General features: G+C 26.2%; 14 protein-coding genes. 2 read left to right on the top strand and 12 right to left on the bottom strand.

The window, feature by feature from the left end:
* The first annotated feature begins 63 nt into the window (after window positions 1–63).
* Together lexA and gltX are read left to right on the top strand one after the other, a co-directional pair.
* The gene (gene lexA / locus AC5SL9_RS02615) at window positions 64–741 is read left to right on the top strand and encodes a transcriptional repressor LexA (protein ID WP_006997000.1); all 678 of its coding nucleotides are present in this window, start codon (window positions 64–66) and stop codon (window positions 739–741) included.
* Window positions 742–763: 22 nt separating this feature from the next.
* On the top strand, window positions 764–2,164 hold the full coding sequence (gltX, locus tag AC5SL9_RS02610) for a glutamate--tRNA ligase (RefSeq protein WP_006997001.1): 1,401 nt from the start codon (window positions 764–766) through the stop codon (window positions 2,162–2,164).
* Here the strand turns inward: gltX and lpxB are convergent.
* The 12 genes from lpxB to tsf are packed head-to-tail and all read right to left on the bottom strand — an operon-like array spanning window position 2,141 to window position 12,994.
* Window positions 2,141–3,277 (bottom strand): lipid-A-disaccharide synthase, encoded by a 1,137-nt coding sequence (lpxB, locus tag AC5SL9_RS02605; RefSeq protein WP_006997002.1) that lies wholly within the window; start codon window positions 3,275–3,277, stop codon window positions 2,141–2,143. The genes gltX and lpxB overlap by 24 nt on opposite strands.
* Window positions 3,274–4,059, bottom strand: a complete 786-nt coding sequence (gene lpxI, locus AC5SL9_RS02600; RefSeq protein ID WP_494574310.1) for a UDP-2,3-diacylglucosamine diphosphatase LpxI domain-containing protein — start codon at window positions 4,057–4,059, stop codon at window positions 3,274–3,276. The genes lpxB and lpxI overlap by 4 nt, the downstream gene beginning before the upstream one ends.
* 1 nt (window position 4,060) lies before the next feature.
* Window positions 4,061–4,843 (bottom strand): acyl-ACP--UDP-N-acetylglucosamine O-acyltransferase, encoded by a 783-nt coding sequence (gene lpxA / locus AC5SL9_RS02595; RefSeq protein ID WP_494574309.1) that lies wholly within the window; start codon window positions 4,841–4,843, stop codon window positions 4,061–4,063.
* Window positions 4,840–5,820, bottom strand: coding sequence for a UDP-3-O-(3-hydroxymyristoyl)glucosamine N-acyltransferase (lpxD, locus tag AC5SL9_RS02590; RefSeq protein ID WP_494574308.1), 981 nt, complete (start codon window positions 5,818–5,820; stop codon window positions 4,840–4,842). The genes lpxA and lpxD overlap by 4 nt, the downstream gene beginning before the upstream one ends.
* A 52-nt stretch (window positions 5,821–5,872) precedes the next feature.
* Entirely contained in the window at window positions 5,873–6,313 is a 441-nt protein-coding gene (gene fabZ, locus AC5SL9_RS02585; protein WP_006997006.1) for a 3-hydroxyacyl-ACP dehydratase FabZ, read from the bottom strand.
* A 4-nt stretch (window positions 6,314–6,317) separates the two neighbouring features.
* Entirely contained in the window at window positions 6,318–6,842 is a 525-nt protein-coding gene (locus AC5SL9_RS02580; RefSeq protein WP_494574307.1) for an OmpH family outer membrane protein, read from the bottom strand.
* Window positions 6,842–9,037, bottom strand: a complete 2,196-nt coding sequence (bamA, locus tag AC5SL9_RS02575) for an outer membrane protein assembly factor BamA (RefSeq protein ID WP_494574306.1) — start codon at window positions 9,035–9,037, stop codon at window positions 6,842–6,844. The genes AC5SL9_RS02580 and bamA overlap by 1 nt, the downstream gene beginning before the upstream one ends.
* Window positions 9,038–9,086: 49 nt before the next feature.
* Window positions 9,087–10,253 carry a 1-deoxy-D-xylulose-5-phosphate reductoisomerase gene (locus AC5SL9_RS02570; protein WP_494574305.1) on the bottom strand — a complete coding sequence of 389 codons (1,167 nt, stop codon included), beginning with the start codon at window positions 10,251–10,253 and terminating at the stop codon, window positions 9,087–9,089.
* Window position 10,254: 1 nt separating this feature from the next.
* Window positions 10,255–10,917, bottom strand: coding sequence for a phosphatidate cytidylyltransferase (locus AC5SL9_RS02565; protein ID WP_494574304.1), 663 nt, complete (start codon window positions 10,915–10,917; stop codon window positions 10,255–10,257).
* The gene (gene uppS / locus AC5SL9_RS02560; RefSeq protein WP_494574303.1) at window positions 10,917–11,594 is read right to left on the bottom strand and encodes a polyprenyl diphosphate synthase; all 678 of its coding nucleotides are present in this window, start codon (window positions 11,592–11,594) and stop codon (window positions 10,917–10,919) included. The genes AC5SL9_RS02565 and uppS overlap by 1 nt, the downstream gene beginning before the upstream one ends.
* Window positions 11,591–12,142, bottom strand: coding sequence for a ribosome recycling factor (gene frr, locus AC5SL9_RS02555; RefSeq protein ID WP_494574302.1), 552 nt, complete (start codon window positions 12,140–12,142; stop codon window positions 11,591–11,593). The genes uppS and frr overlap by 4 nt, the downstream gene beginning before the upstream one ends.
* Window positions 12,143–12,994: a translation elongation factor Ts gene (gene tsf, locus AC5SL9_RS02550; protein ID WP_494574301.1), complete on the bottom strand. Its 852-nt coding sequence runs from the start codon at window positions 12,992–12,994 to the stop codon at window positions 12,143–12,145. It abuts the gene before it with no gap.
* Between the last annotated feature and the right edge of the window lies 1 nt (window position 12,995).

Below are 12,995 nucleotides of genomic sequence, written 5' to 3'. Positions count from 1 at the left end.
TTTTTAGCTATTGCAGAATTAAAAGAACACTTGTAGAACAGATTTTGTACTTTATTTGTTCTTATGCTAACTAAAAAACAAAAAAACCTGCTTTTATTCATCAACAAAAAGTTGAGAGCCTCAGGTGTATCTCCTTCATACGAAGAAATGAAAGACTCTTTAAATTTAAAGTCTAAGTCAGGAATACACAGATTAATAAGTGCCTTAGAAGAAAGAGGTTTTATTAGAAGGTTAGCTCATAAAGCTAGAGCTTTAGAGGTTATAAAACTTCCTGAAACAGCTTCTGCTAATGATATTTACAATAGCTTTTCACCTAGTGTTATCAAGGGTGGTCTAGATACAGAAAATACTAACTTAAATGAAATGGAAATACCTGTATTAGGTAGTATAGCAGCAGGAACACCTGTGGAGGCAATACAAAATGAAGTTTCTCGTATACCTCTTCCAAGCAATCTTGAAAAAAACGGTCAATATTTTGGTCTAAAAGTTCAAGGTGATTCAATGATTGAAGCTGGTATTAATGAAGGTGATACTGTTATCATAAAAAGATCTGACACTGCTGATAATGGTAAAATTGTAGTAGCTTTAATAGATGAACACGAGGCAATGTTGAAAAGAATTAGAAGAAAAGGAAAAACTGTAGCGCTTGAAAGTGCTAATAGAAACTATGAAACCAAAATATTTGGTCCAGATAGAGTAAAAGTTCAAGGTGTTCTTGTATCTTTATATAGAAACTTCTAAGAAAATAGTCTAAAAATCATTGATGTCAAAAGTAGCAACAAGATTTGCTCCCTCTCCTACTGGAGCTCTTCATATCGGTGGTGTAAGAACTGCTTTATTCAATTGGCTATATTCTAAAAATAAAAAAGGGACCTTTCATTTAAGAATTGAAGATACAGACAAGGAAAGATCTAAAGATGAACACAAAATTCAAATTATCAAGTCTTTAAAATGGATTGGCATTGAACATGATGGTGATGAATACATTCAATCAACTAAAATTAATGATCATGTAAATGTAGCTAATGAACTGCTTAAAAATGGACATGCTTATAAATGTTATTGTTCAAGTGATGAAATAGAAGAGCAAAAAAAACGAGCAAGACAAAAAAAACTTCCTTATGTTTACAATAGAAAATGTAGAGATCTTCAAGAGACTAATGCACCTACAATTATCAAACCAGTAATTAGATTTAAAAGTAAAATTGAAGGAACTTCAGTACTAAAAGATTTGGTGCAAGGAGATGTTGAAATTGAGAATACTACAATAGAGGATTTTATAATATTAAGAAATGATGGAACGCCGACATACAACCTTTCAGCTACTGTGGATGATCATCAAATGAAAATGACACATATAATTAGAGGTGATGATCATAAAATTAATACATTCAAACAAATACAAATATATTTAGCAATGAGTTGGGATCTTCCTAATTTTGCACATATTCCATTAATCCATACTATTGAAGGAAAAAAACTATCAAAAAGAGATAATGCATCAACATTGGACGATTACTCTAAAGTAGGAATAATGCCTGATGCTTTAAGAAATTACTTATTAAGATTAGGCTGGTCTTATCAGGATAAAGAAATATTTACATTAGAAGAAAGCATTGAACTCTTTAATTTAGAAGGAATTGGTAAGTCTCCATCAAAGCTAGATATGAGCAGAATATTATCAATGAATGAACATTATATAAAAACTATTAATGAAAATGAACTTTACGATCATCTTGTAAAATATTGTGAAATTTATAAGGAAAAAATTAAACCTGAAAAAGAAACAAAAATTAAACCTTCATTAATCTTTCTTAAAAATAAAGCAAAAACATTAGAAGATATATTTAATAATGCTAGATATATAATTTTTGATGATGTGAAATTTGAAGATAAAGATTTAGAATTAATTGATAATAAAGCAAAAAATATCATAAAAGAGTTTAAGGAAAAACTAATTTCAATAAATACATTAAACAAAGAAACACTTGAACCAATAGTTAACGATTTAATTAAAAAATATGAAACTAATTTTAAAGGTGTGGGTCAGCCCCTAAGAATTGCTTTAACGGGATCAAAATTTGGTCCTGGCTTGTATGATATAATTATTTCTTTGGGTAAAGAGGAAGTGGTACGAAGATTAGGAAATAAGATAATTATTTAAGATTAAAGCTGCTTCACTTGATGAAGAAGATTTTGACTTAATTCCCTCTAAAGTTTTTTTACAATCAACTAATTGTTTTTCAATTAATTCTGGGTTTTTAAGAAAATATGTAACAGTTTTATATATCTCATCAGCATTACATTCTTTTTGTAATAATTCAGGTATCACCTCCTTGTCATTAATAATATTAATGATGTTTGCAAATCTAACATTAACTAATAATTTAAATATCATAAAATTTATAAAACCTAATTTATAAATGATTATTGAAGGAATATTAGCACTAGAAATTTGGAGTGAAATTGTACCTGATTTAGAGACCGCAAAGATTGAATTAGATAAAACCTGATCTTTAATATCTTCATCTGAAATTATATCTATATTATCTAAATTAGTGTTTTTTACTTTATTGACTATAAATTCTTTATTTTCGTCTGTTGCGTGAAAAACGAATAAATGATCAAGGTTTTTTTTGTTCATCAATTTAATAAAATTAAATAAAATTGGTAAAAGAATACTTGTTTCTGATTTTCTACTACCTGGGAATAAAGATATAATTTTTTTATCTTTAGAAATTAAATTATCTAATGATGTAATTACATTGTCTTTTTTTTCAATTAAGGGATGACCAACAAAAGTATTTTTAATATTTTCTTCATCAAAATATTTTTTTTCAAATTTAAATAATAAAAGTATGTGATCAATAAACTTTTTGATTTTTTTAACTCTATTTTTTCTCCAAACCCATACCTGTGGAGCAACATAATGGATTGTCTTTATGTTGTTATTGATATTTTTTACTTTTTCAGCAACTCTTAATGTGAAATCAGGACTATCAACACTAAATAAGATATCAGGATTAAATTTTATAATCTCCTCAACAGTTTTGTTAATTTTTTTTCTAATTTTAAAGATATTAAACAGCACACTAGTAAAACCAAGATATGTAATCTCTTTGAGATCAAATATAGATTTAATTCCTAATTTTTTAATATGCGTTCCACCTACTGACAAATATTCAATATTTGAATTATTTGTTTTGAGTTTAGAAATAACTGTTGAGGCTAGTTTATCACCAGAGGGTTCACCCGTTAAAATAAAAATTTTTTTCATATAATCTTAACAAAGATCTTATTTTTATTGGCAAATGCTATGGATTTAGCCTTATCTAAAAATATATTTTTTTTAGATTTTAACACTATTCCTTTTAGGCCATATTTTTTACAATCCTTTAGAGTTTGAAGGCCAATAGTTGGTAAATCCATTCTTAAATCTTGTTTTTTTTTAGGTAGCTTAATCAATATTCCTTCAGATTTTTTCTTTAATTTTGACAACATTTTCTTTGTTCCCTGGTGGTCTTCTATTGCAATAATAGTATCATTTTTAACAATGATTGCTTGAACGTGGTCTAGACTTTTTAGTTTATTAAAGTAAGTAATTCCTTTTTTAATAGAGTTAATGTCGCTCTTATTAGCTTTCAATTTAGTATAATTTCCTCTTTTAACCGTTAGTTCAGGGTTAAAAAAGACAGAACTAAGAACTTTTATTTTTTCATTGTCTAAAATTTTTATTATAGCTTTAATAATTGCTGCATCACCTAATTTTGCTGCTTTTAAGATACTGGGCATATAATAAATACCTTTAAGGTCCAATCTTAATGTTGAAAATTTTGGTTTTGCAATTTTACCTGCAAATAAAACTTTTTTTGATTTTTTTTCTTTAATTAAATTTATTATTTTACCAAACTTACCAATACTTATTCGATTAGAGTTTATATCGTTTTTAAATTTATTATTTTTTGAAAAATCAATAATAAAATATCTTTTATTTAATTTTTTTATATTTTTAAGAACAGCTTCTGAAAAATCTGTATCTCCTAAAAATAGTCCAATCATTTTATTTTGAAAATGGTGTACAAATAGGTCTTTTTTTATCTTTCTCTAAAAAATTCACTACCTCTAATACAAGCTCGTTCTTTTTAAAATCTTGATCTAGTTTGATCAAATTTTGAGTTAAATTCTCATCCTTAAAAATTTCTTTATAGGCATCACTTAAATTTAAAATTTGTTTATTTGGAATATTCTTTCTTCTTAAACCTATTAAATTTAATCCTTGTAATACACTTCGATTACCATGAGCAATTCCGTAGGGTATGACGTCTCTTACAACACCACACATTCCTCCTATCATTGCTGACCTTCCAACTCTAGTAAACTGCTGTACAGCTGAATTACCTCCTATTATGACATTACTTTCTATATGTGCATGTCCTCCTAAAGGAACGTTGTTAGCTAAAATAACGTTATCTTCGACTAAACAATCATGTGCTATATGTGAAGAAACCATAAATAAACAGTTATTTCCTACTTTAGTTATTCCACCACCACCAGCCGTTCCAGGGTTAATGGTTACATATTCTCTAATTTTATTGTTGTCACCAATTTCAAGCTTCGTTTCTTCACCTTCAAATTTTAAATCTTGAGGATCATTTCCAATTGATGCAAATGAATAGATCTTATTATTAATTCCAATTTTGGTATGTCCAACAATGCTTACATGTGATTGTATTATAGAATTTTCTCCTATTTCAACATTGGGACCTATTAAAGTGTAAGCTCCAATACTAACATTGGTACTAATTTTTGCTTTTGTATCAATAATTGCTGTTTTATGTATCATTTATTATCTTTTAAAAAATCTCTAATATTTTTTGCAGGATATCCCATTACTTTTGAATTATCTTTAATATCTTTTATCACTCCACTGCCACCTGCTATTTCAACATTATTACCAATAGTTAAATGACCAGAAATCCCAGCTTGTCCACCAATTCGAACGTTATTGCCAATAATAGAGCTACCAGCAATTCCTACTTGACCTGCTATAATTGAATTGTCTCCAATTTTAACATTATGAGCAATGTGAATTTGATTATCTAAAAATGAATTTTTTCCAATAACAGTTTTAGACATAGAGCCTCTATCAATAGTGCAACCACAACCGATTTCAGAATTTTCACCAATTATTACAATTCCAATATGTGGATATCTTAAATTTTTTTTACTAACAGGAAAAAAACCAAACCCATGCTTACCAATAACGCAATTATCTAAAACTGTAACGTTATTATCAATTAATGTGTTTCTTATAATAACATTTGATCCTATTGAGCAATTATCACCAATTGAAACATTTTGTTCAATAATAGTATTATGACCAATTAAGCAATTAGATCCAAGAGTAACATTATTACCAATTAAAACATTTTTTCCACATTTTACTTTATCTTTAAATTTTGTTTCAGCTATATCTCTTGCTGTATAATCAAAGTTATCATTAATTGAAGTGGGATAAAATTTTGATGTAACTTTAGAAGTTGAAACTAAAACATTCTCAACAATTAATGGTGTGCAGCTCTTTGGTAATTCGTCTTTTAAAATCTCAGTTGTTAAACAAAAAGAGGCTTTGGTATTTTTTGCAAAATTTTTATATTTTTTAGAATGAAAAAAAGTAATGTCATTTTTTTTTGATGTAAATAAATCTTTAATATCATTAATTTCTTGATCATTATCAATATTAAGATCATCAAGATCTATTAATTGTAAAATATCAGATATTTTGAAGGGACCATTATTTCTAAAAAAAGGATTAATCACAAATCCTTTTTACCAAAGCTAATTAAGCTGTGTTATCAAGATTTGTTGCTGATTATTTCTTATCAACAATAGTAGCTGACCATTGAGCATCAGCCATTTTTTTTCCATCAACAAAGGCATCTCCTTTATATTTCCAAACCCTGCCGTGGGTTCTGATTGCTTGAATTTTTAATTCTAATTTACAATCTGGTATTACAGGATTTCTAAATCTTGCTTTTTCTATGCCCATTAAAAAAACTAGCTTATTTTCATATGTTTTTTTATCTAAACCATGAGCTGTTAATGCTGCAGCAGCCTGACCAAAAGCCTCAACTATTAGAACTCCTGGCATAACAGGATTGTCTGGAAAATGACCTTGCACAAAAAAACTATCTTTTTTTACATAAACAATAGCTGTGGCAGAAGATAGTTTTTCAATATCTTGCAATTCATCAATTAGTAACATTGGCTCCCTATGAGGTAGCAAATTAGCAATTTGTTTTTTATCTAGCATTTATTTATTCATTAATCTTAAATTCTTTAACTTCTGAATTTACAATTTTAATAACTTCGTCTGTAATGTCTAGTTGTGTTTTAGCAACAACTAAATCTTTTTTTTGTAAAATAATAGCTATTTCTTTGTCATTTGAAAATTTAATTAAAATTGGATTAATCAATTTTAAAAGATTATTGGTATTATCTACTTTTAATTTATTAAAATCAGATAACATTTTATTTCTATTTTGATTGTAGTTATTAATCTCAGATTTCAGTTCATTAACTTTTTTTTTAAAATCATTTTCAGATATAATATTTTTTTGAGAAATCAATTTTGTTTCTTTTTCTTTGAATTTTTTTTCTTCCTCATTTAAAAATTTTAAATTTTTTTTATTAAGATCTGTTAATTGTTTTAAAATTGAAGAGCCTGCTTTAGATGTTGAAATAACTTTATCCATATCTATGAATGCTATTTTTTGTTCAGAAAAAACTGTATTCGTAGAAAATAAAAAAATAATTAAAATTAATGAGAGTAGTTTTTTCATTAAAAAGTTGTACCTAAATTAAACCTGAAAGATTCAGTTATATCATTTTTACCTTTAGTAATAGCTTCAGTTAAAGAAAAGTTTAGAGGACCAACTGGCGTGAGGAAATCTACAGCTATTCCTACAGATGATCTAATTTTACTTTCATCGCTTAATGATGAACTATAATCTATACCCCAGACATTTGCTGCATCAAAAAAAACAGAAAAATTAGTATTTTGTGAATTTGGTAATATTTGAGATAGACTTGTTGCTATATTTATTGAAGCTGCATAATTTCCACCAACAAAATCCGCACCATCTTTCGGACCAACTTTTCCAGACTCAAACCCTCTTAGTTTGCTTGACGGTAAAAACAATCTATCAGAAAGTTTAATATCTTTACCAGCTAAAGAATTTGCAGTTTTACCAAAAAAACCAATCGAAAAAATATTTTCGCCTAACCATTCATTATAGATTTTATAATCATATGAATTAGTTAAAGTATAGCTTTCACTTATTAAAGGAATATTTTGAGAAAACCTACTAATATAACCATCAGAGGTTTTGTATCTTTGATCTCTCTTATCATAACTAAAAGTATGATTAAAAAAAGTATCAAAATATGATCCTTCTTGTTTTTTCATACTAGCGGAAGCTGTGCTATCAGTTTCTAGTTTTTCAACATACGAAGAAACACCTGTATTCCAATAAAGGTCATCATAAAACTCGAAACCACTTCCAACAGAAAAACCAGTTTTATTTGACTTATAACCAAAATTTTTAAGTCTATCTGTGATCGTACTTTCCAATGAGGTGTTTAATGATCTGTTAGAGCCCTTATAGTTTGGATTATTCATTGAAATAATTCCTTTAAGACTTTCAGTGCTGACTGAAATATCAGATGCAAACTCTATACCTCTACCAAGAAAATTATTTTCTGAAACACCAAAAGCAAAAGTTCCACCACCAGTACCAACACCAGCTCCAGCCATAATTTCCCCCGTAGGTTTTTCTTCAACTGTAATATTAATTATTTTTTTATTTTCATTATCAATATCTAAAATTTCAGACTCAACTTTACTAAAAAAATTAAGTCCTCTTAAGTTATTTAATGTTCTGGTTTGAAGTAACTCATTAAAAGCATCTCCTTCATCAACCAGAAGATTATTTCGAATTACTTCTTCACGGGTAACATTATTACCTAATATGTTAATTTTTTCTACATAGAATTTTTCTGACTCATCTATATCAAATGTAAGATTAATTAAATCGTCTTCTATACTCTCGTTAACAGTAGATTTTAGAAACTCAAATTGTTCATTCAAAACAATTTTATCAATTTCTTTTAAAATTTTATCAATGGAGTTGAGAGAATAATTTTCTCCTTTAAGCTTTTTAAAAATATTATCTAATTGCTGAAAATTAGCACGATCATAATCTAATGGAAGATTAAGATTAAATTCATTAAAATAAAATTTATTACCAGATGAAATATTGTAGATTATTTCAAACTCATCATTACCAAGATAGTTAGCAAATGACGACTCAATTACAACGTTAAAAAAACCTTTATTTTTATAAAAATTATTTAACAATCTTTTATCATAACTAATTAAATTTTCATTCAAGTATTTTTTACCAGAAAGAAACTTCCAAAATTTATATTCCTCACTAATAATTATGTTTTTTAATGTGCTGTCTTTAAATTTTTTATCCCCAATAAATGAAATTTTTGAGATTTTTGATTTTTCACCAAGTTCAATTTGGTAAAGGAGATCAATTTTATTATCCCCTAAATCTTGATAGGAGGATGTGACTTTAGAAAAGTAATAACCATCATCTTTAAGAAAACTTAATATAGCTGATTCATCTTTTTTAATTAAAGTTGAGTTATAAGAAGATCTATTTTTTAAAGATAAAATTTCATATAAAGATTCTTCGGTTTTTTTTCTTTTAATTCCTTCTATTAAAACTGTTTGAATTATTGGATTTTCCAATACATCTATAGTAAGATTATTATTTTCAATTTTAACTGTAACATCTTTAAAAAAACCAGATTTATATAATTTTTTTAAAATTTCATTTATGGAATTTTCGTCTAAAGGTATGTTATCTTGAATTTCTGAAAAAACTAATATTGTTTCATTAGATATTCTCTCATTACCATTAATAATGATTTTTTCATAATTTTTTGAGTATGACGAAAATGTCAAAAAAATAGAGAGTAAAATTAATTGAATAAAAAATCTAAACATAGCGAGTTTATACACTCATAGAGCTAATTTTTAAACTTACATAATCACTTAAATTTTGAATTTCATCAATATTTCTGGGCTTCATTGACTTAAATTTATTGAATTCAGGAGTATTACAAATTTTTATCAATGTATTAGATATATCATTAAATTTAATCTTATTATTTAAAAAAAGTTTCACTAATTTATCATTTGCACTCACAATTATAGTCTCAAATAAAGAATCTTCATTACTCAAATTATTAAGAATTTTAATTACTGGGAATCTAATATTATCAATTTTTTTAAGATTTAGATTATTTAAGATTTTAATATTGATATTTTTTGATTTAAGTTTTTTGTCGGTATTAAAATAAATTGAATTAAATATTGGAATTTTCATATCAGTATCATGAACTAAAAGTTTAGATAAACCATTATTAAATTTTACTATTGCATGTAGGTATGACTTTGGATGAATTAATATTTCAAGTTGTTTATAATTTAAGTTAAAGATTTTTTTTGCTTCTATAATTTCAAAAATTTTATTCATCATTGTAGCAGAGTCGATTGTAATTTTTTTTCCCATCGACCAATTAGGATGTTTTAATGCATCTTTAACTGAAATATTTCTAAATTTTTTTAATGGTAAGTTTCTAAAGGGACCTCCAGAAGCTGTAATGTAAATTTTTTCAAAATTGTTTTTTTTATTGTTATCTAATAGTGACCAAATAGAAAAATGTTCAGAATCTACTGGTACAAAATATGTTTTATATTTTTTTAAATCTTTTTTAATTAAATTCCATCCACATATGATGGATTCTTTGTTTGCTATCGCTATAGTTTTGGTAAATTTAATAATATCCAAAGTTGGTTTTAATCCGTCAAATCCTGAAATTGCACACATTGAATAATCAATTTTATTATTTGTATTAAAAATTTTGTTCAATGAATCAAAGTTATTAAAAACTTTAACTTTAGCATTTTTCAAAAGTTTGGTTGTAATTAAAAAAGAATTATAATCAGTGACAATTACATTTTTAACATTAAATAATTTAACTTGTTTTATTAATTTTTTATAATTTTTATTTACTGTGAGTAATTCAATTTTAAAGTTTTTTTGATCATCTTTAATAATCTTTAATAATGATGATCCAATAGAGCCTGTAGATCCAAAAATTGCAATTTTTTTCATACTAAATAAATATAAACAAAAAAATCCCAAGTGGTATTGCAAAAATTATTCCATCTACTCTATCTAAAACTCCTCCATGGCCAGGCAGCAAATCACTCGTATCTTTAACTTTTGCTTTGCGCTTTAAAAGTGAAATGAATAGATCTCCTAATTGAGATGTTAGGGAAATAATGATTGTTATTAAAAAAAGATTTACTAATGATTGATCAATTTGAACTTTATAAAAAAAGGGGATCAACAATATAGAGAACATGAAAGAACCAATTGATCCAGAAATTGTTTTATTTGGGCTTATTTTAGTTAGTTTTTTTCCTTTAAATATTTTTCCACAAATAAGCCCTCCTATGTCTGACAATATTGCAACTAAAACAGAATATAAAAGGTAGATTTTAAGATTAGTATTCTCTGATTCAATAGTAAAAATTAGATAAACTAATCCTGATAAATAAATTAAAGATAAAGCTTTATAAGAGAATCTAAAAAATTTATCCTTTAAAATATCTTTTTTAAAAATTTTTGATATTAATGCATAAAATTCAATCCATGAAATTATTGCTATAATAATTAAAGAAATTATCATTATATATGAGTAAAAAAACATTCCTATTAAAAGAGCAATAAGAAGTATTGAAGTTAAAATTCTTTTTTTAATATTTGAGTTCATTAAATTGATCCGAAATTTCTTTTAATATTTTTAAATTTATTTATAATTTTATCAAAATCTTTACCTTTAAAATCAGGCCATAATTTTTTTTCAAAAAAAATCTCTGTGTAAGATAGTTGCCAAAGTAAAAAATTACTTAGCCTATGGGTATTTCCTGTTCTTATTAAAATATCAGGATTTGGAAGACGCTTTGTATACAAATTATTGTCTATATTTTTTTCATTTATTGTGATTTTTTTTTGTTTAATCTTTTTTATGGTATTTACTAATTCAATTTTCGAACCATAGTTTAAAGCAATATTAACTTGTAACGTTTTTTTATTAAAAGTTTTTTTTTCTGATAATTTAACTAATTTTTGAAGTTTTGTAGGTAATTTATTTAATTCACCAATAAACTTAAGCTTAATATCTTTTTCAATAATTTTACTAATCTTTTTTTGTAAAAAGTTTTCTAATAATTTAAATAAAAAAAAAATTTCATTTTTGGGTCTTTTCCAATTTTCAGAAGAGAAAGTATAAAGAGTTAAAAACTTAATTTTATGATTAATGCAATGATTAATGATTAGATCGACTGTGTTTAAACCAGCTCTATGACCTGCATTTCTTGATTGTTTATGCTTAACGCCCCATCTACCGTTTCCATCCATGATGATGGCAACATGTTTAATTGGGTTCATATGGTCATTATTTCTTTTTCTTTGGCTTCAACTTTTGTATCTATGATTTTAATATGTTCATCTGTAAATGATTGTACTAATTTCTCATTAATTTTTTCATCGTCTTCACTAATTATTTTGTCTTTAACTAGGTTTTTTAAATCATCATTGGCTTCTCTTCTAATATTTCTAATTGAGATTTTACATTTTTCACCCATAGATTTGATTAATTTTTTAATCTCTGTTCTTCTCTCTTCATTCAAATCTGGTACAGGAAGCCTAATTAATTGACCATCAATTTGAGGATTTAAACCTAATTCTGATTTTTTAATTGCAGTATCAACAAGTGGCACATTATTAAGATCCCAAACTTGAATATTAATAGTTCTAGAATCAGGAGTTGTTATGCTTGATACTTGATTTAAAGGCATTGCTTGACCATAAACATCAACCTTAACAAGATCTAACATCGAGGCATTTGCTCTGCCAGTTCTTAATGATGTTAACTCTTTCTGAAAAACCTCAATGGTTTTATCCATCTTTTGGCTATATGTTTTTTCATTAAACATTTATTCACCTATTTTAATTCTTAGAAAATTGTTAATCTTTAAATCGGGTATGTTTAGTTCTTTTATAATATCTTGAACTTTCTTTTTTGGCTCCATAACCCAGGCCTGTGTTAATAATGCATTTTCTTCTTTAAATTTATTCATTTTACCTAAACTAATTTTTTGTGCAATCTCCTCTGGTTTTCCTGAGTTTTTTAACTCTTCTGCAACAAGATCCTGTTCTTTTTGAAGAAGATTTTTATCAATCAAATCTGAACTTAGTGCCAAAGGATTTGAAGCTGCAATATGCATTGAAAGTTGTTTACCAAAAGCTTTAACATCTTCACTATCGTTTGAGGTCTCAAGTGAAGTTATGACTGATAATTTAGACAAATTATCTTTAACTACAGTATGTAAATAATTAAAATTTTTAGAACCTTGTTGGCTAAATGTTTTAGCTTTACCAAGTGTTATCTTTTCTCCCATTTTTGCAATTAATGCAACAAGGCTATCTTCAACTGTTTCTCCATTTGCCATTTTTGATTTATTGAGTTTCTCTAAGTCAGATGAATTTTGATTATTCAGTTCACTTAATTCTTTTGCAAAGGATACGAAGTCATCATTTTTAGCAACAAAGTCTGTTTCACAGTTAATTTCAATAACAGATATTTTATTTTCATCACCTGAAGTTGCAATAACACCTTCTTTAGCATCTCTTGACATTTTTTTTGAAGCTTTAGAAATTCCTTTTACTCTTAAAATTTCAACAGCTTTATCTAGGTCACCTCCAGATTCTTTGATTGCTAAATTGCAATCTTTAAATCCAGCACCCGTTGCTTCACGTAATTGTTTTACTTTTTCTATATCACTCATG

This window comes from Candidatus Pelagibacter sp. PS_37 (genome assembly GCF_059417825.1).
This window is presented reverse-complemented; position numbering and strand designations above follow the sequence as displayed.

Coding starts and splice junctions, on each gene's coding strand:
- tsf (WP_494574301.1), bottom strand. CDS start 12,994: ATGAGTGATATAGAAAAAGTAAAACAATTACGTGAAGCAACGGGTGCT.
- fabZ (WP_006997006.1), bottom strand. CDS start 6,313: ATGCTAGATAAAAAACAAATTGCTAATTTGCTACCTCATAGGGAGCCA.
- lpxB (WP_006997002.1), bottom strand. CDS start 3,277: ATGAAAAAAATTTTTATTTTAACGGGTGAACCCTCTGGTGATAAACTA.
- AC5SL9_RS02565 (WP_494574304.1), bottom strand. CDS start 10,917: ATGAACTCAAATATTAAAAAAAGAATTTTAACTTCAATACTTCTTATT.
- AC5SL9_RS02570 (WP_494574305.1), bottom strand. CDS start 10,253: ATGAAAAAAATTGCAATTTTTGGATCTACAGGCTCTATTGGATCATCA.
- lpxI (WP_494574310.1), bottom strand. CDS start 4,059: ATGATTGGACTATTTTTAGGAGATACAGATTTTTCAGAAGCTGTTCTT.
- uppS (WP_494574303.1), bottom strand. CDS start 11,594: ATGAACCCAATTAAACATGTTGCCATCATCATGGATGGAAACGGTAGA.
- AC5SL9_RS02580 (WP_494574307.1), bottom strand. CDS start 6,842: ATGAAAAAACTACTCTCATTAATTTTAATTATTTTTTTATTTTCTACG.
- lpxA (WP_494574309.1), bottom strand. CDS start 4,843: ATGATACATAAAACAGCAATTATTGATACAAAAGCAAAAATTAGTACC.
- frr (WP_494574302.1), bottom strand. CDS start 12,142: ATGTTTAATGAAAAAACATATAGCCAAAAGATGGATAAAACCATTGAG.
- gltX (WP_006997001.1), top strand. CDS start 764: ATGTCAAAAGTAGCAACAAGATTTGCTCCCTCTCCTACTGGAGCTCTT.
- lexA (WP_006997000.1), top strand. CDS start 64: ATGCTAACTAAAAAACAAAAAAACCTGCTTTTATTCATCAACAAAAAG.